Origin of the sequence: Streptomyces sp. CNQ085 (assembly GCF_022614595.1) — a bacterium.
Classification (GTDB): domain Bacteria; phylum Actinomycetota; class Actinomycetes; order Streptomycetales; family Streptomycetaceae; genus Streptomyces.
The window spans coordinates 43,253-66,852 of sequence record NZ_JAJFAU010000003.1; the positions used below are offsets into that span (position 1 = coordinate 43,253).

Below are 23,600 nucleotides of genomic sequence, written 5' to 3' on the forward strand. Positions count from 1 at the left end.
CGGTACATGGCGCGGCGTCCGCGACACCGGAGGGAGGTGGCCGGTCCGCGTCCGTGGTCCGGAGGCGATGGCATGCCGCGTGACGCCGAGGGGCACGAGCCCTCCATGCGTTTGGCGGTTGTGGACGTGGGGTCCAAGACGGTGCGGCTCGTGGTGGCTGACTGCGGCGGTGATATACCGCTGCCGGTGCACACGGCCAAGCGGCGGCTGAGGCTGGCCGAGTACGTGGAGCCGGACGGACGGCTCGGCGAGCGGGCGGTGGACGCCGTGGTGGCCGCGGTCGCCGAGGTGAGGGAGGAGTCCGCCCGCTGGGGGTGGAGCGGCAGCCTTTTGCCTTTGCCACCGCGGTCATCCGGGACGCGCCCAACCGTCACCAGGTGCTGGAGGCCGTTCACGGCGGGACCGGGGTGCCCTTGTACGTCATGTCGGGCGTGATGGAGGGGGGGAGTTGTCCTTCCTGGCGGCCCGGCAGTGGATGGGCTGGCAGGCGGGACCGATGGTGCTGCTGGACCTCGGCGGCGGCTCGCTGGAGGTGGCCTTCGGCCGGGACACGACGCCCGGCTTCGTGGCCTGCCTTCCGCTGAGGGCGGGGCGGATGACGCGCGAGTACTTCGGGGAGGCGGACCCTCCGCCGGCCGGCGCGATCAGGGAACTGAGACGCCGTGTGCGCCATGAACTGCGGGATGCGGCGGTCCGGATCCACTGGGAGCGTCCCCGTACCGCCGTGGCCGTCTCACGTACCTTTCAGCAGTTGGCCCGCCTGTGCGGAGCCCCTCCCGGGAAACTGGGGCCCTTCGTCACATGTCGTGCCGAGCGCGGGGCTCTCAAGGCGGCGGCTGGCCGCCCTGCCCGCGGCCGCCCGCGCGGAACTGCCCGGCATCTCCGCCGCCCGAGCCCGGCAGTCCCTGGCCGGGGCCGTGATAGCGCACACGGCCATGCGGTGCATGGAGATAGAGGGCGTCACGCTCTCTCCGTAGGGGCTGCGCGAGGGCGTCATGCTCAGGCAGATCCGGGAGCAGGCCCCGATGTGGCACGAGGCCCCGGCGGACATCGGCCGGACGGATTCCGTCCGGCGCGGCGTCGGCGCCCTGACCCGCTCTCCGTCTGCCGACCGCGGCCGGTCCGGCGAACGGGTGGTCAGGAACGTCGCGGTCGGGGAGGGCTGAGCGGACGCCCTTCGAAGCGGTGTCCGGCGGGGTTCGCGGAACAGGCGGCTCGCAATCATCGTCGGTCTCGCCCGCTGCATCGCCATGGTCATCATCTGGAACGACCTGGCCTGCGGCGACCGCGAGGCCGCCGCCGTCCTGGTCGCGCTGAACTCCGTCTTCCAGGTCCTGGCCTTCGGCCTGCTGGGCTGGTTCTACCTCGACCTGCTGGCCGGCTATCTCACCCGCCGCATCGGCGAACAGAGGATGGGCCGCACCGCCTACGAGCAGAAGTTCCTGCCGCGCATCGGCCCCTGGGCCCTGTACGGACTGCTGTTCACCATCGTGATCCTCTTCGCCCTCCAGGGAAAGACCATCACCTCCCAGCCGCTGGACGTCGCCCGCATCGCACTGCCACTGCTGATCTACTTCGCACTCATGTTCTTCGGCACCTTCGCCCTCGGCAAGGCCATCGGCCTGGCCTACGAGCGCACCACCACCCTGGCCTTCACCGCCGCCGGCAACAACTTCGAACTGGCCATCGCCGTGGCCATCGCCACCTTCGGCGTCACCTCCGGCCAGGCCCTGGCCGGCGTCGTCGGCCCCCTCATCGAGGTCCCCGTCCTCATCGCCCTGGTCTACGTCGCCCTCGTCCAGCGCAAGAGGTTCGGCGCCCGGCAGCCCGCTCCCGTCGTGCGGGACACGGGGGTGTGAGGCCCGGCGCGCCCCTCCCCGTTCCCGGAGCGGCGCGCGTCCGCCGCGCCCGGACCGAGGCCGCCGGTCCGGGCGCGGCCAGGACCCCGGGAAGTGGTGAGAGGCTGGAGGAAGAGGACGAATGGAAGCGCGCAGCCACCGCCGACGAACACATGGAGGAGGTCGCCGTGGCACCCGAGCAGCAACCCGCCGCACGGGCACACCGTCCGACCCTGGCCGTCACCGAGACCGGGCGCGGCCGCGCCGTGCTCGCCTTCCCGGGCCGGCTGGACGCCGGCGCACTCGGTGAGCTGGAAGAGAGGCTCGTCGACCCGCGACTGCTCGGTGCCCACGAGGTGGTGCTGGAGATGGGCGGTCTCGACCACCTCGACCTGGCATGCGCCTACGCCCTGCTCCGTGCGTCCACCGAGCGGCCGGGGACGGCTGTGCTGACCGTACGCGGAGCAGGCCGCTCCGTTCGGCGGACCCTGCACAGCGTCGGCCTGGACGCGGTCGCGGTGATCGAGGAGTGACGGCGGGTGCCCCGCCCGGATGTGCCCCGGCCCCGTCCCTCCCCCGGCGCGGGCGGAACCGCCGATCTTTACGGGACTGCCGGCGGGCGCTACCGGCGGCCCCGCCGGCCGTCCCCGACCCCTCCGCCTCGGCGACCGCGGGCCCCTCGGAAGCGGTACCCGCTGGGCCGTCGGCGGTGCCGGCCGGAAAGACCTTCTCCTGGCCGGACAGTTCTCCGGCGCCGTGCCGGGAGCCTCCCTCCGCCCGCCGCAGGGCGGGGACCACGATCACTCCGGCCACTAGAGTCCGCCGCGCACGCCCGACGCCCGTCGCCCGTCACCGCCCCGACCGGTGGCGGGCGACGGGCGTGCGCGGCGGGCGTCACCTCCGGCCGGATCAGCTCCCGATGAGTTCGGCGAAGCGCCGCGCGCCGATGTTGCCACCGGAGACGATGACACCGATACGGGACGGGAGGGGCTTCAGGTGTCCGGCGAGCACGGCCGCCAGAGCGGCGGCGCCGCTGGGCTCGACGACCGTTTTCAGCCGTTCGAAGGCCAGTCGCATCGCTTCGCGGATCCGTTCGTCGTCGACCAGGAGGATCTCGTCGACCAGCCGACGGTTGACGGAGAAGGTCAGTTTCCCGGGCGTCTCCGCGGCCAGGCCGTCGGCGATGGTGCGCGGCACGGGGATCGAGACGCGTTCTCCCGCCTCCAGCGACCGACTGGTGTCGTCCCCGGCCGCCGGCTCGACGCCGACCACCCGGATCCCGGGCAGCAGGCCCTTGACGGCCGTAGCGCTGCCGGCGATCAGTCCGCCGCCGCCGACCGGAGCCACCAGGGCGTCGAGTTCGCCCACCTCCTCGATCAGCTCCAGCGCGGCGGTGCCCTGTCCGGCGATGATGTGCGGATGCTCATAGGGCGGGATCAGTGTCAGCCCGCGCTCGGCGGCCAGCGCCTCGCCGAGGGCGACCCGGTCACCGGTGTAGCGGTCGTAGGTGATGATCTCCGCGCCGTACCCGGCGGTGGCCTCCAGCTTGGAGCGAGGGGTGTCCTCGGGCATCAGGATCACCGCCGTGGTGCCCAGCTCCCGCGCGGCCAGGGCGACGGCCTGTGCGTGGTTGCCCGAGGAGTAGGCGGCTATTCCGCGGGCCAGCTGCTCGGGCGACAGGCGCGAGGCGGCGTTGTAGGCGCCGCGGAACTTGAATGCCCCGACGCGCTGGAGATTCTCGCACTTGAGGAAGACCTCCGCGCCGGCGAGGGAGTCCAGGGTGCGCGAGCGCAGCACGGGAGTGCGGTGGGCGACGCCCTCGATCCGCGCCGCGGCGTCGCGGACATCCTCCAGCGTGACCGGCGGTGTGCTCGTCATGTCGATGCCTCCATCATGGGCGTCGGGGGACAGGGTGCAGGGGAAGGGGGCCGTCGGCGCCGTTACTCGAACCGCGAGGTGTCACCCGCCCCTCGGCGCACGATCTCCGCCCCGTCTCCGGAGAAGTCGACGACCGTGGTCGGCTCGGTGCCGCAGTCGCCCGAGTCCAGTACGGCGTCGACCACGTGGTCGAGCCGCTCCTTGATCTCCCAGCCCTGCGTCAGCGGCTCCTCCTCGCCGGGCAGGAGCAGGGTGCTGGACAGCAGAGGCTCGCCGAGCTCGTCGAGCAGGGCCCGGGTGACGACATGGTCGGGGATCCGGACCCCGACCGTCTTCTTCTTCGGGTGCGGCAGCTGGCGCGGCACCTCCTTCGTCGCGGGAAGAATGAAGGTGTAACTGCCGGGCGTGGCTGCCTTGATCGCGCGGAACACGTCGTTGTCGATGCGCACGAACCGGCTCATCTGCGCAAAGTCCCGGCACACCAGAGTGAAGTGGTGGCGGTCGTCGAGGTTTCTGATCGCCCTGATCCGGGCGATGCCGTCGCGGTTGCCCAGCCGGCACCCCAGCGCGAAGCAGGAGTCCGTCGGGTACGCGACGAGTCCGCCGGACCGGATGCCGTCCACCACGGTGCCGATGGTGCGCTGCTGGGGGTTGTCGGGGTGCACGTCGAAATACCTCGCCATTCCGCCGACCCTACGCGATCAGGTCACCGGCGCGGTTGTCGGTGCTGTGCGTCACAGTTGTCCATAGGGCCGCTCCCCGGGACGGGGGCCCGGACGCGGCGCCCGAACGCGGCGCCCGAACGCGACCTCGGTTCGAGGAGGCGAATCCCATGGCACGCGCGTACGCGATCCAGGCCGAGGGCCTGGCCAAACGTTTCAAGGGCGCCAGGGCGCTGGACGGTGTGGACCTGGAGGCCCGCACCGGGACGGTGCTGGGGCTGCTCGGACCGAACGGAGCGGGCAAGACCACTGCCGTTGATGATCGGTCTGGGGCTGACCCTCGGTTTCCGCATCACCGGCGGCTTCGGCGGCTTCCTGGCGGGTGCGCTGCTGCTTGTCGTCTTCGCGGCGGCGGTCTCCTGGTGCGCGGTGCTGATCGGCATGCTGGCGGGCGACGCGGAGAAGGTCCAGGCGTTCGGCTTCACCCTGATCTTCCCCATCACTTTCACCAGCAGCGCCTTCGTCATCGTCGACACCATGCCCGGCTGGCCCCAGGCCTGGGCGGACGTCAACCCGGTCACTCATCTCTCGGACGCGTACCGCGGTCTGCTGTTGGGCGGTGAGGTGGCCCCGGCCGCTGCTGTGGTCGCTGGTCTGGGCGGCGGGGATAGCGGCGGTCTTCTACCCGCTGGCGATGGATGCCTATCGGGCCAGGGCCTGAGGAGACGGGCTCCCCCGCTGTCCGGCGCCGGACAGCGGGGGAGCGGGGCGTGGGCGTGGAGGACTACTCGCCCCCGAGCGTGAACAGCAGGTAGAGGAAGAACGCGAAGAGATGGCCCGCGACTATGTAGGCGAACAGGCGGAGGACGAGCCCGCGGGGGAAACGACCGTCGCCGCGCTCGACGCCGGTGTCTTCAGTCGGCATGGGTGTCACCTTCCGGAGTTCGCGATGAGTCGGTGTGCCGCCGAGCGCCTTGCCGGACGGAGCGTTCCCCGCCCAGACACAGATCGCCGATCCGGCTCTGGAGCAGTGTGTGGACGAAGAGCAGATCGACTCCCTCCGGAGGGACGGCGGTGATCCGGTGAGGGGTCAGGCTGTCGTAGTGGGCCGAGTCACCGGGACCGAGAAGGTGCTCGTCGCCTCCCAGGACGAGGCGGAGGTGGCCGGTGAGGACGTGCAGCCACTCCTCCCCGGGGTGGGTCCGTACCAGGTCGCCCTGGGCGTCCGGGGGGATGCTCACGCGCAGCGCCTGCATGGCCCGCCGCGACCCGCCGGCCTGCCGGTAGGCCCAGCCGCCGGCCTCGACCGGTTCCACCTGCCCTGCCCGGATGACCGGGTCCCTGCCAGGAGGAGCCTCGCCCAGCAGGTCCGCGACCGTGGTGCCGTAGGTCCGGGCGAGGGACAGCAGGAGCGGCAGCGACGGCTGGCGCTGTCCGGTCTCCAGACGGGACAGGTGCGCCGGGGACAGGTCGAGCCGCTCGGCCGCGGCCTCCAGGGTGAGTCCGCCCCGCCTGCGCAGGTCGCGCAGGCGGGCCGCGACACCTGACAGGTCCATGCCCGTATCGGGAGGTCTTTGGCCCATACGCTCATTGAGCCACGTTCATGCCTGACGGGCAAGTTAGTTGCCTTTCAGGCAAAGCCGTGCAGGAGAAAACTTCCCTTCCACCCCGGTTTCAGTGCCAGAAGGCATGTCGCGCCACCTCGGCCCTCCTCGGTGCGGCGCTCCCGGAGCTCATCGCCCTGGCCCCGCTCTTGAGGATGCGAGCGGGCCGGTCCGGGAAGTTTCCAGGCGCCGAAGACGGCGACGGCGATGATGGCGATCTCGCCGATCCCGGACATCCGGTACTTCCTTCCCGATGCCGGGGAGGGGTTCGCGCCCAGGCGGGGAGTGGTGCTTCGGCGGCCCATGAGTCTACGACAATGTAGAAGCTTCGGAGTGCCGATCCGGCCACCGCTCGCCTACGATGTACGGCCGACCCGGCCGGGGCGACGGGGGCATGGCTGGAAGGAGACGGCAGGGTGGACCAGGAGAGGACCGGGCGGGCCCGTGCGCGCCGGCGCGGCCAGGGTGAGCTGGAGGTGCAGGTGCTGTTGGCGCTGCGTCAGGCGCCGGGGCCGGTGGACACCGCCTGGGTACGGGAACGGCTCGGCGGCGACCTGGCGTACACCACCGTCATCACCATTCTGACCCGGCTGCTGGCCAAGGGCGCGGTGGTGCGGGAGAAGGTGGGACGCTCGTTCGTGTGGTCGCCGACGGCGGACGAGGCGGGGCTGGCGGCGCTGCGCATGCGGCGGGTGCTGGACGGGGAGAGTGACCGTCACGCGGTGCTGGCGAGCTTTGTGACCTCGCTGCCGCCGGGGGACGAGCGACTGCTGCGGGAGCTGCTGCAGCGGACCGAAGAGCTGGGGGAGTGAGGCGGTTGTGGGAGTCTTCGTCTTCCTGCCGCTGGTGCTGCCGCTGACGGTCTGGCCGATCGCGCGCCTGGCCGAGCAGCATCTGCACCCGCGCACCGCCACGGTGCTGCTGTCGGCGGCGGCCGGCGTGCTGGCGGTGTGCAGCACGGTGTGCCTGGCACTGCTGATGGTGGTGGGCACCGCGCAGCTGCCGGGCAACCCGCTGCCGGACGGCTGGTCGGACGAGGAGGTGCGCGAGGCGGTTCCCTATGACGAGGTCGCCGGCCGGGCCGCCATCCCCGCACTGCTGGCGGTCGTGGTGGTCTGCACGCGGGCGCTGTGGGTGCATCGCCGGGTACGGCGCCGGGCGGTGCGGGCACTGACGGGCGCGCGTGGGCGCTCGGTGGCGGTGCTGCCCGACGGCGAGCCGTACGCGTACGCGCTGCCCACGGGCCGGGGCCGGAAGGGCCGGGTGGTGGCGTCCACGGCGATGCTGTCGTGTCTGGAAGGCGGGGAGAGGCGGGCGCTGTTCGCGCATGAACGGGCGCATCTGGTCCGTGGGCACCATCGGTTCCTGCTGACGGTCCGCCTGGCCGCGCGGGCGAACCCCTTCCTGCGGCCGCTGCGGACGGCGGTGTCCTACACGACGGAACGGTGGGCGGACGAAGAGGCGGCGGAGGCGGTCGGCAGTCGGCGGACGGTGGCCCGGGCGGTGGGCAAGGCCGCGCTGGTCTCCCGCGGCAGCGGTCCGGCAGCGGCGACCGCCCACTTCGCGGCTGCCGGACCGGTGCCGCGGCGGGTGGCCGCCCTGCTGGAGCCGGCTCCGGTGGTCCGCAGCTGGCCGCCGGTGTTCACCACGGCGGGGCTGGCGGCCTGGACGGCCGCGGCGGGGACGACCGTCTCGGCGCTGTCGTCGGCCAACTCCGCCATCACCCTGTTCCTCGTACTGAAGGCGGCCACGCCACTGTAGGACCCAGCGTGCGGCGGACCCCGCGGAGTTCACTGGCCGCTGCCCGCGCCCTGGCGCCGGGAGGGGTCCGGGCCGCACCACCGCGGCCCGGACACGGACCGCGTCGGTCAGCCCTCGTCGCCCTCGTCCTCGTCCTCGAAGGCGTCGCCGATCTCGTCGACGACCTCGGCCGCGATCATCCCGCCGGCGACGCCGACCGCGAGTCCGGCCGCGCCCGCGGCGATGGCGGTCCCCATGCCGGGACCGGAGCGGTGGCCGTCATGGTGATCGCCGTGGTGGTGGCCGTAGGAGTCGGCGTGGCCGTATCCGCTGTGCGTGGTGTGCGCGGCACGGTGCTCGACGAGCTGCCGGACCCAGCCGTCCACCTCGGTGTTCCAGTCGCGGACGTCCTGGTGCCCGACGGCGAACCGGGTGAGGGCGTCGTGCCCGCCGGAGAACAGGCCACCGCGCTTGTCGGCCTCCAGTACCACCTCCATGCCGCCGGGGTGGGCCAGGAAGGTCACCTCGATCTCGTTGATCGTGTGCGCGTACCGCGGAGCGGGGGTGAGTTCGATCTCCTGGTAGAAGGGCAGGGTCTGGCCGGTGCCGTGGATGCGGCCGTACTCCAGGTCGGCGGACCTGAAGCCGAACCCGAGCCGCCCGAAGGCCTCCAGGACGGCCTCCTGCGCGGGCAGTGGGCGCACCGTCAGCGGGTCGAGGTCGCCCTTGTCCTTGGCGCCGGCCACGGACAGTTCGGTACGCACTCCGAGGACGACGCCCAAGGGCTGGCCGTACAGCTCGGTGACCGGGGTCTCCCACGGCAGCGTCACGGTGAACGGAACGGCGCGTTCCTCGCCCTCGGCCAGTCGGAAACCACCGGCCACGGTGAAGCGCTCGAAGACGATTCCGCCCTCGGACTCGCCCTCCTCGTGCTCGACCTCGACACGGGCGATCAACTCCAGGGTGATGTGCTCGATGTCGAAGTCGGCGCTGCCGCCCCTGAGATGGACCTGCCCGGACAGAGGTCCACCCGGCAGAGCCGCACCGGGGTCCAGGACCGTGTCCACCGTGGGGCCGCCCACACCGAGCGAGCCGAGCAGCCGTTTGAACACCATCGCGGCGTTCTCCTTTGCATGTGTGTGTCTGTGCGTGTGAGGGCGCGCGGCGCCGTGGTGGGTGACAAGGAGACCGTGCCGTGCGCGGCGCCGCGTGCCCTCAGGGGGTGTTACCTGGCGGCGGTGTCCAGTGCGGCCAGGGCCTGAGCCCAGCGGACGTACTTCAGTCCGGCCAGGTCGGCCACGGTCTTCACGCCGAAGGCCTGCTCCAGCAGTTCGCCGTCACGGTCGGAGACACCCTTCAGGGCGGAGACGGGCGCCTGGAGTATCTCCGGCAGGGCCTTGTCCGCCCACGCCTTGTCCAGCACCTTGTCCAGGTCGATCGAAGCCACGTATGCCCTCCCAGGCTGACGGTGTGTGAGTGAGAAGCGGGAGCGGACCGCGACAGGTGCGGAACCACAGCGGCCTGCCTGTGCGTTGACCGGTCGGCCCCGCGGTCCTGTCCCATGGGTCGTGGAACGTCGCACCGCGCTCTGGCGGAGCGCTCACGGGCGGTGGGCGACGCACACGACCTCCTTCTTTTCTACATGACTGTAGAAGGATAGAGGGCGCCGGCCCCCGGCCCGAGCGCATCGGGGCGGCCGAGGCGGGAAAGGCTGAAAAAGACCTCCTGAAAGGGTGTCACTTCCCTTCCTTGTGCCGTTCTTCCACCGGCGGTGCCGTTCCCGGAAGCGGGCAGGGCCGGGCGGGAGCCGGTGAAGAGGGCGCGGGCGTCACCGTCGTATTCGGCCATTTCCGGTGGTCTGTTCGCCGGTGGTCTGGGCATGCGGCAGAGGACCCCGACGCACATGACGAGGAGAGCGAAGATGCTCGCAGCCTGGACCGGATCGTGGAGCCTGGGCTGGAGCATCACGATCTTCCTGGTGGCCGCGGCCGTCACCGTGGTGTGCAGTGTCAGGCTCGCGGGGCTGGGCGACGCCCTCGCCGATCGGACGGGCTGGGGCGAGGCGCTGTTCGGCGCGGTCTTCTTCGGGCTGATCACCTCCCTGTCAGGCATCGTGATGACGGCGGTCAGCGCGGCGGACGGCCAGCCCACCCTGGCGTACGGCAACGCGGTGGGCGGCATCGCGGCACAGACCCTGGCGGTCGTGGTCGCCGACGCCTCCTACCGGCGGGTCAATCTGGAGCACGCCGCGGCCTCCCTGCCCAACGTGCTGTTCGGCTGCCTGCTCATAGCCCTGCTCGGGCTGGCGCTGATGGCCTCCTTCGGCCCCGAGGCCACGGTGCTGGGAGTGCACCCGGCCTCGCTGGTACTGGCGGCCTTCTACTGGGGCGGGATCCGGCTGATCCGTGACCAGGAGGAGCCGATGTGGCGGGCGGTCCGCACTCGCGAGACCGTCCCCGACACGCCCGACGAGGAGCGTTTCGCCGGACGGGGCAGCCGCGGCCTGTGGGGGGAGTTCCTGGCGGTCGCGATCCTGGTCGCCCTGGGCGGCTGGGCCGTGGCGCGGGCGGCCGAGAGCCTGCTGGAGGTGACCGGGATGAACGCGGGCTTCGTCGGCGCGGTCCTGATGGGCGGGGTCAACGCGCTGCCGGAGACGGTGGCGGCGGTGGCGGCGGTACGGCGCGGGGCGGTGACCCTGGCGATAGCGGCCATCGTGGGCGGCAATTGCCTGGACGTGCTCAACCTGGCCGTCGGCGATGTCTTCTTCCGCGGCGGCTCCCTCTACCACGCCGCCGGCTCCGACCAGCTCTTCCTTACCGGCGCCGCCCTGCTGATGACCACCGTGCTGCTGGGCGGCATGCTGGTGCGGCAGAAGCGGGGCTGGCTGCGGCTCGGATTCGACGGCATCGTGCTGCTCACCGTCTATCTGGGAAGCGTGGCCGCCCTCGCCTTCTGACCGGGCGGCCCGGTGGTGGCCGAAATCCACCGGAGCGTCAGCCCGCCGCGCAGGCGGTGCACGCGGTGGCCCACTGCGGGTCGTAGCGGCGGCCGCACGCGCACCGGGGCCAGTCCAGGCAGGACGGGCACATGGTGTACGGGGCGGCGACGGGAACGCCGCAGGTGCCGTTGCGCCCCTCGCACTCGGGCATGGGCCGGTGGGCCACGGCTTCGGCCGGCGTGCGGTCCGCGGGTGTGGGGACGGGCACCTCCCGGTCCCCGCCCTCGTGCCCGGCGGCGGGACGCGGGCGGGGAGGGCGGCCACTGCCGCACAGGGGGCAGGGCGAGTCGGGATCGCCAGGAGTCCAGCCGTCGTCGCAGCGCGCCGGGCAGTCGCCGGGGGTCAGCAGCCATACGGCGACGTGGTCGGGCCGGTAGCCGTCCCTGCGCTCGTCGGCCTCCCTGCTCAGGGGGCGGGAGGACCAGCCTCCCCACCAGCGGCGCTCGACACGGGCGACGAGCTGGGCGGTGGTGTGGTGGCGCAGCTCGGCGCGGATGGTGTCGATGACGGTGGGAGGGGCGGTACCTCCGCAGGCGCGGACGACCTTGTCGGGCAGCGCTGCGAGAACGGCGCGGACCGGGTCACCGGAACCCGGGGCGTTCCGGCAGGTTTCGCACTGGCCGTCCAGCCAGGTCCGGGGAAAGTGGACCCGTTCCCGCCGCGAGGCCCGCTCGCCCGGATTCCGCGGCCGGGGTTCCTCGCGGACCGTGCCGCCCCCGGTGCGTGCGGGGAGCGGGGCGTGGCAGGTGCGGCACAGGCCGCGGCAGGTCCGGCACCGGCCGCCCTGGGCGGAGGGGGCGCCGCATCCGGGGCACTCGCGGCGGCACACGTCGCACAGGTGGTCCTCGGGATGGGGAACGGGCAGAGGGCGGTTCCTGTCCTGACAGCGCAGGCACTTCGCGGTGTCGATGTCGCAGGGTGTGGGGAGGAGAGGCATGCCGGGACAGGTGCCGCAGCGGACGGCGATGTGCTCTTCGGTACGGCGAAAGATCATGCCGTGCTCCCGCTCCTGTGGGCCGTGATCGATCCGGTGCCAGAATGCCACGCCGTACCGACACCGGACCCGGCCCGGCCGGCATGCCCTCCTGGCCTTCCGGCCCGCGAGGTGGAGCGGGCGGATCCGGCACGCGGCTCCCAGCCGCCCGTGACCGCGGACCTCCGCGAGAGCGGGGCTGCCGGCGCTCGGGAGATCGACTTTCGCAACCGCGCCGGGTGGGCGACCCTGGAACCGGACGTTCGAGGGACGGGACCGTATATGAGGGCGGTCCTGACCGCCGTGGAGTCTCCGCCGGGCGTCCGCGGCGGTGCGGGCGCCCGTGCTCGAGCCCCCTGCCCGCGACCGAAGCGGCTTGCCGGCCCGGGTGCACGCGGCCGGAGCGGAGGCGAGAGAGGAGCTGCGATGCGACGCGGCGGACCTTCGGTACTGGGAATCGTGCTGGCCGGCGGAGCGGGCAAGCGGCTGATGCCGCTCACGGCCGACCGGGCCAAGCCCGCGGTCGTCTTCGGCGGGACGTACCGCCTGGTCGACTTCGTGCTGTCCAACCTGGTCAACGGCGACATCCTGCGGATCTGTGTCCTGACCCAGTACAAGTCGCACTCGCTGGACCGGCACATCACCACCACCTGGCGGATGTCGAGCCTGCTGGGCAACTACGTCACGCCCGTGCCCGCCCAGCAGCGCCTCGGCCCTCACTGGTACCTGGGCAGCGCCGACGCCATCCTGCAGTCGCTGAACCTGGTCCAGGACGAGCGCCCCGACCACATCGCGGTCTTCGGCGCCGACCACGTCTACCGCATGGACCCGCGGCAGATGCTGCGGCAGCACATCGAAGGAGGCGCCGGGGTCACCGTAGCCGGCATCCGCGTGCCGCGCGCGGAGTCCTCGGCCTTCGGCGTCATCAAGCCCGGCCCGGACGGCCGGACGGTCGAGGGTTTCCTGGAGAAGCCCACCGAACCGCCCGGCCTGGCGGACGACCCCGACTCCGTCCTCGCCTCCATGGGCAACTACGTATTCACCACCAGGGCGCTGGTGGAATCCCTCTTCAAGGACGCCGAGGACGAGGATTCCGCGCACGACATGGGCGGCTCCATCCTGCCCCTCCTCACCGAGAGCGGCGAGGCGCAACTGTACGACTTCAACACCAACCACGTGCCCGGCGAGACCGCCCGGGACCAGGGGTACTGGCGTGACGTGGGTACTCTCGACGCTTACTACGACGCCCATATGGACCTGATCGCCGAACGGCCGGCCTTCAACCTGTACAACCGCGACTGGCCGGTCTACACCCACTCCTCCCAGCTGTCGCCCGCACGCTTCAACGCCGGGGGCATCGCGGGGGAGTCCATCGTCAGCGCGGGCTGCCTGGTCCGCGGCCAGGTGACCAGGTCGGTCCTCTCGCCCGGTGTGGTGGTCGAGGAGGGAGCGGTCGTGCAGGACTGCGTCCTGCACGACAACGTGCGCGTGGGGCGCGGCGCGATCGTCAGGGGCGCGATCCTGGACAAGCACACAGAGGTGCCGCCCGGCGCCGCGGTCGGGGTCAACGAGCGGAGCGACCGGGAGCTGTACTCCGTCTCGGAGAGCGGTGTGGTGGCGCTGGGCAAGGGGCAGCGGGTCCTGTGAGACGCGCGTCGTCCGGGCTCGCGCCCGGGGCCGGACGACGACGGTCAGGAAGCGGTGCCGACGACCGAGGTCCCGGACCTGGTGACGTGGTAGGTCACTCTCGCCCCGCTCCGGTAGTGGAAGGTGAGCGTCACCCGGGCACCGTCCCTGACCTCGGCGAAGAAGCCGGGCGTCAGGACGGTGGTGCCGTTCGCGTAGCGGGGCGCGAACGCGCGGTCGAACTCCTTGTAGGAAGTACATTCACGGGGCCGGCGTTGGTGCCGTGGGCCCGTGGTCCGCTCAGCCGGGTGAGCGCGGCGGCGGTGACGGTGAGCCGGTCTCGCCCGGAGGGTGTAGTCCCTGCCGCGCGCCGCGGCAGGGCCCGCCGGAGCGCCGCATCTCCCGTACGGGCGGCCGCCCGGGAACGGGCCGGGGGGGGGGGTGCCGGGCCCGTGGAGGTGCGACTGGGTCAGGCGGGGCGGATGTTCTCCGCCTGCGGGCCCTTCTGGCCCTGGGTGACGTCGAACTCGACCTTCTGCCCCTCGTGCAGCTCGCGGTAGCCCTGGGCCGCGATGTTGGAGTAGTGGGCGAAGACATCGGGGCCGCCGCTCTCCTGCTCGATGAAGCCGAAGCCCTTCTCACTGTTGAACCACTTCACGGTGCCCTTGGCCATGACCGTCTCCTTCTCCTCGAGGGGACCGGACCCGATCTGTGGGCCCGGGAGGTGATCGCCCTGGTCCGGAGATGAGCTGAACAGCGAGAACGCCCGTGATCGTGACCACGGGCGTACGAGACTTCGGAACCACGACTGCTGTTCACGACGCTACACCGCACGGTCGGCGGCCGCTACCGACACGGCCGGGTGTGCCCCGATGGGCCGTACGGGCCCGCCCGGTCGGCCGCGCGTGGCGTCCACGGCCGGTCGCCGCCCTTCCGTCCGGCCCGGGGGCCGGGCTGTGTGCGCCATCTTGACGGGACGTGAACAGAGTGAGAGCTATGGGAACACTCTCATGGCTCAACGGAAACCCGCGCGTCTTCCGTTCCCTTCCGGAGCCGCGGCAAGAAGAACGAGAGCACTGGCCGCCCTGTTGGCCGGGCCGCCACCCTCCTCGGAGTGGGCGCCCCGAGCCCGGCCGCCCACGCCGAACCGGGCGGCACACCGCCGGAGGCTCGTCCGCCTGCCCCGGTCACCGGGGCAGGCGGACGAGCCTCCGGCGAGGGCGGCAACGGCGTTGTCAGTGACCGCACCTATGGTTCCGGCCATGTCCCGCCGCTGTGGCGTGGAAGGCCCCTGGAGCATGGGAGACGGTGCGTTGTCGGATTGGGAGAGGTCGAGCACGGCACGGGTGGTACCACCCGCACGGCCACGCAAGCTCGCCAAGGTGCCGTTCGTCGAACTGGCCGACGGACGCCTGCAGGGAGTGGTGTCCAGCGGCTCGGACGTCGGCCGGGTCTACGTCTCGTCAGTCGCCGCGGGTGACTACGCGTTCGCCTGCAGCACCAACAACAACCGGCCGTGCGGCGGCGCACGGGATTCGTTCTGCAACCACATCCGGGCCCTGGTCAACGAGGCGGTACTGCAGTACGGCGCCGAACGTGTCTCCCGCTACCTGCGGGTCGAGACCGTGCAGGAGGAGCCGGACGCGTCGGCCGTCACCACCGCCATGGCCTGCGCAAGCCCGCCGCGGGGCGACACCGGGGCCGCAGCGCCCGTCTTCAGCCGGTTCCTGCGTCACCTGGCCTATCTGGAACTCGCCCCGACCACCGCGCCGCTGCCGGAGATGCACTGGTTCCCGCCGACCAGGGAGGTGGCGTGATGCGCGCCGATCCGCTCACCGAGCCCGTCGACGGACTCGACGAAGTCCTGACGGCGGTCGACGCCTTCGACCAGGCCCTTGTCGCGGGTCTGCTCCGGCCCCAGCCCGGCCAGGCCGCGGCTCTGGCCGGGCTCGCCGAGGCGGTCGCGGGGACCCCTCTGGCCGCCAGGGTCGCGGAGGCGGCGGAGAAGACCGCGGCCGCCTCCGCCGGCGAGGAGCACCTCACCGCCCTCGCCGCCGCCCGCACCGCACTGCTCGGATCCGTCCACGACGTGCTGGCGGCCCGCCTGCAGGAGGCGACCGGCCGGGCCCGCTCCGATGAGACGGTCTTCACACCCGGGGGACAGAAGGCGGTGAACCTGCTCGCCGCCGCCCGCTCATGGCTGGTCGATCTGGCGCGCGCCGGATGGCAGGGCATCGACCACGACATGGTCTCCGCGTCCGCACAGGTCGTCTCCGCGATGCTTCCGGATCCGTCCCTGCGCCGGTTGGCCGCTCTCCTGGACGGCTTCGCCGCCGAACTCGCCGCGTCCTGCCCCGGCGCGACGCTGGAGCGCGTCCCGGTGAGGCGCTGGGCCGACCTGTGGTCGCGCGCGATGCTGCTGACACTGCCGGGCGCGGCGGACGTACCCGCGGCCGCCACCGTCACCGGACGCCTCCTGCCGCTCGGCGTCGACGTGCACGAGCACGCCACCGCCGTGCAGGCGCAGGTCCACGCCGTGTTCGAGCCCGCGGACGGCTCCGCCTCCCGTCTGGTGCGGGCCGCGGTGTCGGTGCCCAAGCCCGACACGGTCGTGGGGGCCGGTTTGTGGCAGCTGCTGCGCCCCCACACGTCACTCCTGGCGGCCGTCGGGGAGGGCCGTTCGATGCACCTGGCCGACATGCCGGTCACCGCCGAGGGCGACCTCCTCTGGGAGGACGGGTGCGCCCGTTCGGGGGAGCCCGCCGATGCCTTCGCCACCGCCCGCGTCGCCCTGCCCGCCGCGGCCGACCCGGCGACCGCGCCGCTGGACCGTCATCCGGCGCGTATCGCCGTCCCCGTCCTCCTGGAGGGCTACACCGCCCAGGAGGAGGACGGGGTGCTGACGTTCATCGTCGCCCGGCACCCCCTGGCCGTCGACACCGACAGGATCCCGGCCGCCGGCCCCCTCACCCCCGAGGCCGTGGCGGCGTCCGGAGCGTGTATCGGGCTCCTGCGCTGGGACGCCGGGACATACCGAATCCAGCCCCTGGCCGTCGAGACGACCGCGCGGAAGAGGAACGTCACGCTCCACGCGGGGGGATGGGCCGGCGGCACGGCCGACAAGGCCGGTGTCAGAGCGGAGAAGGCCGCGACCGCCGCCGTGGCGGTGCTGCGGGAGCGGGCCGGAAGGCTGCTGCGCAAATGAACGAGCACACCGCCGAGCACACCGCCGGGGCCGGACACGCACCCGGGCCGGACGGTGGGGCGGACCTTCACGGCAACCGCCGCCAGGTCCTGTACTGGCGGCTCCTTGCCCGCCTCTTCGATCACGAGGAGCAGCCCGCGCTGGAGTCGGCGAGCCTCGCCGTCGTCGAGGACGCCGGCCTGCCGCCCGTACTGCTGGACCCGAGTGCCTCCGTCGACTCGATCGTGCAGCGCCACCCGGACCTGGCCACCGAGTTCGACGGCCTGATGACGCCCGGTCCCGGCGCCGACGGTGACGCACGCGACCGGGCCGCCGAGGTACGGCGCGCGGCACTGGCCGCGAAGGTGCTGCTGGGTGTCTTCGCCCCCGGGTCCGGCACGGTCACCGCCGGGCAGTTGGCGCGCTGGCAGTCCGATGCGGTCCGGCTGGAGCGCGCGCTCGGCTGTGAGCCGGGTGAGCTGCGCGGCGGCCGCCCCGGTGCGGCGTCCGGCCCGACCGGTACCGGCGGCCCGGACGCGGTCCTCGACCTCGGCCTGCTGATCCCGGAGATCGGCCCGGAACTCGGCGCCATCGAGGCCGACCTGGTCAGGCGCATGCACCTGCGCGAGGTCCTGGCGGATCCGGAGCTGGCCGCGCGGCTGACCCCCAGCATGTCGCTGATCGAGCAGCTGCTGCGGGACAAGGACAACCTCTCGGGCGTGGCGCTGGCCAATGCCAGGGCTCTCATCCGCCGCTTCGTCGACGAGGTCGCCGAAGTGCTGCGCACCCAGGTCGAGAAGGCGGCGGCCGGGGCCCTGGACCGATCGGTCCCGCCCAAGAGGGTCTTCCGCAACCTCGATCTCGACCGCACGATCTGGAAGAACCTCACCAACTGGGACCCGGAGGAGGAGCGGCTGTACGTCGACCGCCTCTACTACCGGCACACCGCCCGCAGGACCACGCCCCAGCGGCTGGTCGTGGTCGTGGACCAGTCGGGCTCCATGGTCGACTCGATGGTCAACTGCACCATCCTCGCGTCGATCTTCGCCGGGCTGCCGAAGGTGGATGTCCATCTGATCGCCTACGACACCCGGGCACTCGATCTCACACCCTGGGTCCACGACCCCTTCGAGACCCTGCTGCGTACCAGTCTCGGGGGCGGCACCGACGGCACGGTCGCGATGGAACTGGCCCGGCCGAAGATCGCCGAGCCCCGCAACACCGTCGTGGTGTGGATCTCCGACTTCTACGAATGGCGGCACGAGCAGTTGTTCGAGTCCATGGCCGCCGTCCACCGCTCGGGAGCCAGGTTCATCCCGGTCGGATCAGTGACCAGCTCCGGGCGCGGCAGCGTCAACCCGTGGTTCCGTGAGCGCTTCAAGGACCTGGGCGCACCGGTGCTCTCCGGCCACATCCGCAAGCTCGTCCACGAACTCAAGACCTTCCTCGCCTAGAAAGGCCCTCACATGTCCGACCTGCTGCGCGCCCCCGCCGAGCTCAAGTACGCCGAGGAACTCGAGTGGCTGGAGTCCGTCGACGACAACCCCAAGCCGTTCTCCTGGCGCCTGTCGCCGAAGATGGTCCGCCTGTTCATCCTCGGCTCCGAGCGCTCCGACGGCCTGGACAGGGAGATCCCGCAGAAGTGGTTCGGCGACCGCGGTCTCGTCGAGCGGTCCATCGTCACGCTCGCCTCCGACCGCGGTCTGCTGCTCATAGGCGACCCGGGCACCGGCAAGAGCTGGCTGGCCGAGCTGCTGTCCGCCGCGATCTGCCGCAACTCCACCCTGGTGGTCCAGGGCACCGCCGGCACCACCGAGGACCACATCAAGTACTCCTGGAACGTTTCCATGGTCATCGCCAAGGGCCAGTCGCGCGAGTCGATGATCCCCTCGCCGATCATGACCGCGATGGAGACCGGCGCGATCGGCCGCTTCGAGGAGCTCACCCGCGCCACCAGTGACGTCCAGGACGCGCTCATCTCGATCCTGTCGGAGAAGTACGTCTCGGTCCCCGAACTGAACGACGAGGGCATCGTTTTCGCCAAGCCCGGCTTCTCGGTCATCGCCACCGCCAACAGCCGCGACCGGGGTGTCAACGACCTGTCCTCCGCGCTCAAGCGCCGCTTCAACTTCGTCCGCATCCCGGTGGTGACGAACAAGAGGAGCGAGTCGGAGATCGTCCGCTTCCGCACCGGTGAACTGCTGCGCCGTCACCGGATAGAGCTGGACGTGCCGCCGACGCTGCTGGACGTGCTGCTGCGGAGTTTCGCGGACCTGCGAGCCGCCTCGGCGGCGGCCGGCAGCGACGACGAGAGGCTGGAGTCCGCGCTGTCCACCGCCGAGCAGATCGGCGTGCTCGAGGATGCGATCCTGCACGGCAACTTCTTCGGCGAACGCGCCCTGACCGCCCGTACCCTGGCCTCCTCGCTGGTCGGATCGCTGGCCCGGCGCGAGCCGGAGGACCTGGCCATCCTCAACAAGTATCTGCACGGTGTCGTGGAGCCGCGCGGCAGGGAGGAGGGCGGCTTCTGGCCGGAGTTCCTCGAGGGCGGCCGCGACACGATCGCCACCCTGTCGTGAGGGCCGCGAGCGGGGGAGCCCCGGACGCAACCGCAGCGGAGGCGACCCCGGCGGACGGGACCACCTTCACCGCGCTGCGCACACAGTTGCGGGAAGCGGCCACGACGTTCGCCGGAGGGCCGGACGCCCTCGAGGACATCCTGCTGGGCATCGTCGACGATGTCGACCGTGCGACACACGAGCCGCTGGAGGTCTTCCCCGTATGCCACCACTCACCCGCCTCGGCGACCGCGATGGCACGCCGCCTGCGCGAGAAGCGGCCGAAGGTGGTGTACCTGGAGCTGTGCGAGGACATGGCGCCGCTGCTGACCGAGCTGCGCAACTGCCGGCTGCCCGTGGCGCTCCAGGCGTTCGCGGCCGAGGTCGACGGTTTCCCCGCGCAGTGGTCGCCGCTGTCGGTGGTCGCGCCGATCACCGAGGCGTCCGCCGAGTACCAGGCGATCGCGTACGCGCTGGAGACGCCGGGCGTCGAACTGGTCCTCGTCGACCGCTCCAGCGACCACGTCTTCCAGTGGGAGGCGCGCGGGGCGCACGTCACCGGGCCCGGCTCCGGTACCGAGGCGCCGGCCGAGGAGGAGGCCGCGCTGCACGGTGACGCGGTCGGCGTGGAGATGGGCGACCTGCGGCCCCGGTTCGCCGAACTGGAGGAGCACCTGCTGCGCCACGGCCGGGTGCGGCACTGGTCGGAGTGGTGGCACCAGTATGTCGAACTGCCGCTCGGGGAAAGCGACCACGACACCTACCGTCAGGTCATGTTCCTGATCGGCAGCCTCTTCAGGCGCCTGGCACCCGGCGATCCCCGCCGGATGCGCGTGGACGAGGACCGCGAGCGCCACATGTGGACCAGGATGCGCCGGCACCTTCAGGAGACCGGTACCGACCCCGCGGACTGCCTCTACGTCTGCGGCGCCTTCCACGCGGCCAGCCGCGTGGCCGAGTTCGGCGTTCTGGGCGAGGACACCTTCGAGATCGGTCCGCGTACCGCCACCAGATGGCGGTACGGCCTGATCCCCTCCAGCCACGCGGCGATCGAGGCGCAGTTCGGCCTCGCCGCGGGCTCGGTGTCGATCGCCGCGACACTCTGGGCGAAGAACCTCAGGCGCACCCGGGTGGAGCCGTACCGCCTCGCGGGACAGGCGGGGACGAGGAGGCCGAGGCCCCGGAAAGCCGCGGCGGTGGTTCCCGCGGAGCAGGCCCCGCCCTCGGACAGGCTGACCGGCTTCCTCAGCCTGCCGTCGGTCCTGGACGGGCTGGACGAGGCGGAACTGCTGGGCTGGTCGGTGGAGATCGTGCGCGCCGCGCGCCGAAGCGGCTATCCGGCATCCACCGCCGACGCCATCGCGGTGTTCGAGACATCGATCCTGCTGGCCGGGATGCGCGACCGGGCCAGGCCGACGCCGTACGACTTCCGGGACGCGGCCGTCACCTGTATCGAGAAGGACACCGTGCCCGGCCGACGCGACGTGCGCCGTCTCGTGGAGATCATGATGGGCGGCGACCGGGTCGGCCGGGTCGGCTACGACGCGCTGCCGCCCCTGGCCCGCGACGTCCACGATCGGCTGGCCCCCCTGAACATGAAACTCCAGCAGCGCGGTGTGCGCAGAGCGCTGCTGGACATAGCCGCCCGGCCGGAGCTGGAGAGGTGCTCCGACGTGCTGTGGATACTGCGCCGCCTGATGCCGCACGGCGCCGCACGGCCGATCATGGGGGAGCGGAAGCTGGGGGAGCGCCCGATCCAGGAGTCCTGGGACCTGGCACTGGGCACTCACCAGCGCGCGCTCATAGAGCTGGGCTACGAGGGCGTCAGTGTCGAGCAGGTACTGGAGCAGCGTCTGCGCCGCACGGCGTACGACTCGCGTGCCACCGCGGCGTCCGTCCTCGGGGCGGTCGAGGACACGGTGCTGTATCTGCGCGGCCACCGCCTCGCCGGCGAACTGGGGGCCCACGCCCTGAAGGTGCTGTCGGCCGAGCGCGGCGTGGACGGAGCTCCGGAGGTGCTGCGCCAGGTGCGGCGGCTGCTGGCGTACTACCGCACCGGCGAACCGGTCCTGCCTCCGTGGATCGAGTCCTTCGTCAAGGCGGGATACGCGCACTACTGCACCCTGCTGCCGACGGCGTTCACCGACGACGACGCGGGCGTCCGCCAGCTGGCGGCGATGCTGGGTTTCCTGTTCGGGATGGAGAGCCTGGCGCTGTCGCTGGGGTGCGACCGGACACAGCTGGAGCTGGCCCTGGCCCAGTCCCGTCCGCGGGACCCGGCGAAGACCGCGCTGCTGTGGGCGGCCCGCACGCACCTTGGTCAGCTGACCCGCGCGGAACTGCGGACCAGGTGTGACGAGATGCTCGGCAACCCCATGGTGGTGCCCGCCTACCCGCGCTACCTCAGTGGTTTCCTGCACGCCCTGGAGCCCGTCCCCGGTCTCGCCGACTTCGTCGTGGAAGCCGTGTCCAACGCGTTCGCGCGACTGCCGGACCACGTGCTCCTGCCGTGGCTGCCGACCCTGATCATCACCCTGCGCTCGGAGGGCGCCGAACTGGCTCCGCTGCTGATCCGCGAGGCCGGACGGACCTTCCCCGGGCGGCTGGCGGCACTGGACGCATGGGTGCCGCCGTGGCGGGCGCGAGCGGAGCCGGAAGCCGTACGTCCGGCACGGCGCACGGGTGCCGGGCGCGGCGCGGCGCTGCTCGCCGCCCATCCCGCGGCATGTGACGCGGTGGCCGGTCTGCTGGGCTGCGACGGCACGTGGCGGAGCGCGGGATCCGCCCCGTCGGGTGCGGTGCTGGCCGGCCGTCACCCGCGGACGGCGGTGGCACTGGAGGCGCTGCTGGCCAGTTCGTGAGGTCGGCCGGGTGCGGCGTCAGCGGCGAGCGGCACGGCCGTTGCCGCCGCACCCCGGTTAGCCAGTACCGCGTGAGTGATCAAAACAGGGGGGTGCTTAACATATGAGCACCGCCTAGCTCGAAAGATGAACCTGTGACTACCACCGTGGACTCGTTCACCAACTGGAAGAACCGCGAGGAGATCGCGGAGTCGATGATCCCGATCATCGGGAAGCTGCACCGGGAGCGGGACGTCACGATCCTGCTCCACAGCCGCTCCCTGGTGAACAAGTCGGTGGTCAGCATCCTCAAGACCCACCGGTTCGCCCGGCAGATCGCCGGCGAGGAACTATCGGTCACCGAGACACTGCCGTTCCTGCGGGCTCTGACCACGCTCGACCTCGGTCCCTCCCAGATCGATATCGGCATGCTCGCCGCGACACACCGGGCCGACGCCCGTGGGCTGTCGGTGGAGGAGTTCACCGCCGAGGCCGTCGCCGGCGCCACGGGCGAGAACAAGATCAAGTGCCGCGAGCCGCGTGATGTGGTCCTCTACGGCTTCGGCCGTATCGGCCGCCTTCTGGCTCGTCTGCTCATCGAGAAGACCGGCTCCGGCAACGGCCTGCGGCTGCGCGCCATCGTCGTCCGCAGGGCTGCCGGCCCGGACCTCGTCAAGCGTGCCTCCCTGCTGCGCCGCGACTCCATTCACGGCCAGTTCCAGGGCACGATCACCGTTGACGGGACGAACGACAAGATCATCGCCAACGGCAACGAGATCCAGGTGATCTACTCCGACGACCCGACCGCGGTGGACTACACCGCGTACGGCATCAAGAACGCCATCCTCATCGACAACACCGGCAGGTGGCGCGATCGCGAGGGGCTGTCCAAGCACCTGCGCCCCGGTGTCGACAAGGTCGTCCTGACCGCTCCGGGCAAAGGTGACGTCCCCAACATCGTCCACGGCGTCAACCACGAGACGATCAAGCCGGACGAGCGGATCCTGTCCTGTGCGTCCTGCACCACCAACGCGATCGTGCCGCCGCTGAAGGCGATGGCCGACGAGTACGGCGTCCTGCGTGGCCACGTCGAGACTGTCCATTCGTTCACCAATGACCAGAATCTGCTGGACAATTACCACAAGTCCGACCGCCGCGGCCGCTCGGCGCCCCTCAACATGGTCATCACCGAGACCGGTGCCGCCTCCGCCGTCGCCAAGGCGCTGCCCGGCCTCAGGGCGAAGATCACCGGCAGTTCGATCCGCGTCCCCGTGCCGGACGTCTCGATCGCCATCCTCAACCTGCAGCTCGCCCGCGAGACGACCCGCGAGGAAGTCCTGGACTACCTCCGGAACGTTTCGCTCACCTCGCCGCTCAAGCGCCAGATCGACTTCATCAGCGCCCCCGACGCGGTCTCCAGCGACTTCATCGGCTCGCGCAACGCCTCGATCGTCGACGCCGGGGCCACCAAGGTCGAGGGCGACAACGCGATCCTCTACCTGTGGTACGACAACGAGTTCGGCTACTCCTGCCAGGTCGTTCGCATCGTCCAGCACGTCTCCGGAGTCGAGTACCCCACCTATCCCGCCCCGGCGGTCTGACCCCGTCGCTCCGGCCTCTGTGACCGGCCCGCCCGTCAGACGGGGTGATGCGGTAGGCCCCCCGGCGGAGGGGGGGGGGGGGGGGGGGGGGGGGGGGG

General features: G+C 71.8%; 22 protein-coding genes and 3 pseudogenes. 15 read left to right on the top strand and 10 right to left on the bottom strand.

Annotation, left to right across the window (positions count from 1 at the left end):
* Positions 1 to 105: 105 nt before the first annotated feature.
* The 3 genes and pseudogenes from LJ221_RS01405 (at position 106) to LJ221_RS01420 (ending at position 2,371) form a co-directional block, all read left to right on the top strand.
* Positions 106 to 1,166: pseudogene (locus tag LJ221_RS01405) on the top strand (Ppx/GppA family phosphatase).
* 54 nt (positions 1,167 to 1,220) lie between these two features.
* Positions 1,221 to 1,859: pseudogene (locus LJ221_RS01415) on the top strand (arsenic resistance protein); the annotation flags it as partial.
* A gap of 167 nt (positions 1,860 to 2,026) precedes the next feature.
* Positions 2,027 to 2,371: an STAS domain-containing protein gene (locus LJ221_RS01420; RefSeq protein WP_241712983.1), complete on the top strand. Its 345-nt coding sequence runs from the start codon at positions 2,027 to 2,029 to the stop codon at positions 2,369 to 2,371.
* A 376-nt stretch (positions 2,372 to 2,747) separates the two neighbouring features.
* Here LJ221_RS01420 and LJ221_RS01425 read toward each other — a convergent pair whose 3' ends face one another.
* Together LJ221_RS01425 and LJ221_RS01430 are read right to left on the bottom strand one after the other, a co-directional pair.
* A complete protein-coding gene (locus LJ221_RS01425; RefSeq protein WP_241712984.1) occupies positions 2,748 to 3,716 on the bottom strand; it encodes a pyridoxal-phosphate dependent enzyme in 969 nt (322 codons plus the stop codon).
* Positions 3,717 to 3,778: 62 nt separating this feature from the next.
* The gene (locus LJ221_RS01430; protein ID WP_241712985.1) at positions 3,779 to 4,399 is read right to left on the bottom strand and encodes an L-threonylcarbamoyladenylate synthase; all 621 of its coding nucleotides are present in this window, start codon (positions 4,397 to 4,399) and stop codon (positions 3,779 to 3,781) included.
* A gap of 149 nt (positions 4,400 to 4,548) precedes the next feature.
* On the opposite strand from LJ221_RS01430, the pseudogene LJ221_RS01435 reads away from it, so the two are divergent.
* Both LJ221_RS01435 and LJ221_RS01440 read left to right on the top strand, forming a co-directional pair.
* Positions 4,549 to 4,695: pseudogene (locus LJ221_RS01435) on the top strand (ATP-binding cassette domain-containing protein); the annotation flags it as partial.
* Between the two features lies 1 nt (position 4,696).
* Positions 4,697 to 5,182: an ABC transporter permease gene (locus tag LJ221_RS01440; RefSeq protein ID WP_241712986.1), complete on the top strand. Its 486-nt coding sequence runs from the start codon at positions 4,697 to 4,699 to the stop codon at positions 5,180 to 5,182.
* On the opposite strand, the gene LJ221_RS01445 is transcribed toward LJ221_RS01440, so the two are convergent.
* The 3 genes from LJ221_RS01445 to LJ221_RS01455 form a co-directional block, all read right to left on the bottom strand.
* A complete protein-coding gene (locus LJ221_RS01445; protein WP_241712987.1) occupies positions 5,163 to 5,303 on the bottom strand; it encodes a DUF6126 family protein in 141 nt (46 codons plus the stop codon). The genes LJ221_RS01440 and LJ221_RS01445 overlap by 20 nt on opposite strands.
* Positions 5,293 to 5,934 (bottom strand): helix-turn-helix domain-containing protein, encoded by a 642-nt coding sequence (locus tag LJ221_RS01450; protein ID WP_241712988.1) that lies wholly within the window; start codon positions 5,932 to 5,934, stop codon positions 5,293 to 5,295. Before LJ221_RS01450 ends, LJ221_RS01445 begins: the two co-directional genes overlap by 11 nt.
* A 74-nt stretch (positions 5,935 to 6,008) precedes the next feature.
* Positions 6,009 to 6,218 (bottom strand): hypothetical protein, encoded by a 210-nt coding sequence (locus LJ221_RS01455; protein ID WP_241712989.1) that lies wholly within the window; start codon positions 6,216 to 6,218, stop codon positions 6,009 to 6,011.
* Between the two features lie 180 nt (positions 6,219 to 6,398).
* On the opposite strand from LJ221_RS01455, the gene LJ221_RS01460 reads away from it, so the two are divergent.
* Positions 6,399 to 6,794 (top strand): BlaI/MecI/CopY family transcriptional regulator, encoded by a 396-nt coding sequence (locus LJ221_RS01460; protein ID WP_241712990.1) that lies wholly within the window; start codon positions 6,399 to 6,401, stop codon positions 6,792 to 6,794.
* A 7-nt stretch (positions 6,795 to 6,801) separates the two neighbouring features.
* Positions 6,802 to 7,743 carry a M56 family metallopeptidase gene (locus tag LJ221_RS01465; RefSeq protein WP_241712991.1) on the top strand — a complete coding sequence of 314 codons (942 nt, stop codon included), beginning with the start codon at positions 6,802 to 6,804 and terminating at the stop codon, positions 7,741 to 7,743.
* Positions 7,744 to 7,850: 107 nt separating this feature from the next.
* Here LJ221_RS01465 and LJ221_RS01470 read toward each other — a convergent pair whose 3' ends face one another.
* Both LJ221_RS01470 and LJ221_RS01475 read right to left on the bottom strand, forming a co-directional pair.
* Positions 7,851 to 8,837, bottom strand: coding sequence for a sporulation protein (locus LJ221_RS01470; RefSeq protein WP_241712993.1), 987 nt, complete (start codon positions 8,835 to 8,837; stop codon positions 7,851 to 7,853).
* Positions 8,838 to 8,947: 110 nt separating this feature from the next.
* A complete protein-coding gene (locus LJ221_RS01475) occupies positions 8,948 to 9,169 on the bottom strand; it encodes a hypothetical protein (RefSeq protein WP_241712995.1) in 222 nt (73 codons plus the stop codon).
* 474 nt (positions 9,170 to 9,643) lie between these two features.
* On the opposite strand from LJ221_RS01475, the gene LJ221_RS01480 reads away from it, so the two are divergent.
* Positions 9,644 to 10,678, top strand: a complete 1,035-nt coding sequence (locus LJ221_RS01480; protein WP_241712997.1) for a sodium:calcium antiporter — start codon at positions 9,644 to 9,646, stop codon at positions 10,676 to 10,678.
* A 37-nt stretch (positions 10,679 to 10,715) separates the two neighbouring features.
* Here LJ221_RS01480 and LJ221_RS01485 read toward each other — a convergent pair whose 3' ends face one another.
* Entirely contained in the window at positions 10,716 to 11,714 is a 999-nt protein-coding gene (locus tag LJ221_RS01485; protein WP_241712999.1) for a hypothetical protein, read from the bottom strand.
* Positions 11,715 to 12,119: 405 nt separating this feature from the next.
* Here LJ221_RS01485 and glgC point away from each other — a divergent pair, with 405 nt between their 5' ends.
* Complete coding sequence (gene glgC / locus LJ221_RS01490; protein WP_241713001.1) at positions 12,120 to 13,340, top strand: glucose-1-phosphate adenylyltransferase; 1,221 nt, start codon at positions 12,120 to 12,122, stop codon at positions 13,338 to 13,340.
* A gap of 44 nt (positions 13,341 to 13,384) precedes the next feature.
* On the opposite strand, the gene LJ221_RS23360 is transcribed toward glgC, so the two are convergent.
* A complete protein-coding gene (locus tag LJ221_RS23360) occupies positions 13,385 to 13,792 on the bottom strand; it encodes a hypothetical protein (protein ID WP_302851931.1) in 408 nt (135 codons plus the stop codon).
* Positions 13,789 to 13,992 (bottom strand): cold-shock protein, encoded by a 204-nt coding sequence (locus tag LJ221_RS01500; protein WP_241713003.1) that lies wholly within the window; start codon positions 13,990 to 13,992, stop codon positions 13,789 to 13,791. Before LJ221_RS01500 ends, LJ221_RS23360 begins: the two co-directional genes overlap by 4 nt.
* A gap of 625 nt (positions 13,993 to 14,617) precedes the next feature.
* Between LJ221_RS01500 and LJ221_RS01505 the strand changes: the two genes are divergently transcribed.
* From LJ221_RS01505 to LJ221_RS01530, 6 genes are all read left to right on the top strand, one after another.
* On the top strand, positions 14,618 to 15,136 hold the full coding sequence (locus LJ221_RS01505) for a hypothetical protein (protein WP_241713043.1): 519 nt from the start codon (positions 14,618 to 14,620) through the stop codon (positions 15,134 to 15,136).
* Positions 15,106 to 16,524, top strand: a complete 1,419-nt coding sequence (locus LJ221_RS01510; protein WP_241713045.1) for a hypothetical protein — start codon at positions 15,106 to 15,108, stop codon at positions 16,522 to 16,524. The genes LJ221_RS01505 and LJ221_RS01510 overlap by 31 nt, the downstream gene beginning before the upstream one ends.
* Positions 16,521 to 17,957, top strand: coding sequence for a VWA domain-containing protein (locus tag LJ221_RS01515; protein WP_241713005.1), 1,437 nt, complete (start codon positions 16,521 to 16,523; stop codon positions 17,955 to 17,957). The genes LJ221_RS01510 and LJ221_RS01515 overlap by 4 nt, the downstream gene beginning before the upstream one ends.
* 12 nt (positions 17,958 to 17,969) lie before the next feature.
* Positions 17,970 to 19,082, top strand: coding sequence for an AAA family ATPase (locus tag LJ221_RS01520; protein WP_241713007.1), 1,113 nt, complete (start codon positions 17,970 to 17,972; stop codon positions 19,080 to 19,082).
* 74 nt (positions 19,083 to 19,156) lie between these two features.
* The gene (locus LJ221_RS01525; protein WP_241713047.1) at positions 19,157 to 21,922 is read left to right on the top strand and encodes a DUF5682 family protein; all 2,766 of its coding nucleotides are present in this window, start codon (positions 19,157 to 19,159) and stop codon (positions 21,920 to 21,922) included.
* A 134-nt stretch (positions 21,923 to 22,056) separates the two neighbouring features.
* A complete protein-coding gene (locus LJ221_RS01530) occupies positions 22,057 to 23,502 on the top strand; it encodes a glyceraldehyde-3-phosphate dehydrogenase (protein WP_241713009.1) in 1,446 nt (481 codons plus the stop codon).
* Positions 23,503 to 23,600 lie beyond the last annotated feature (98 nt).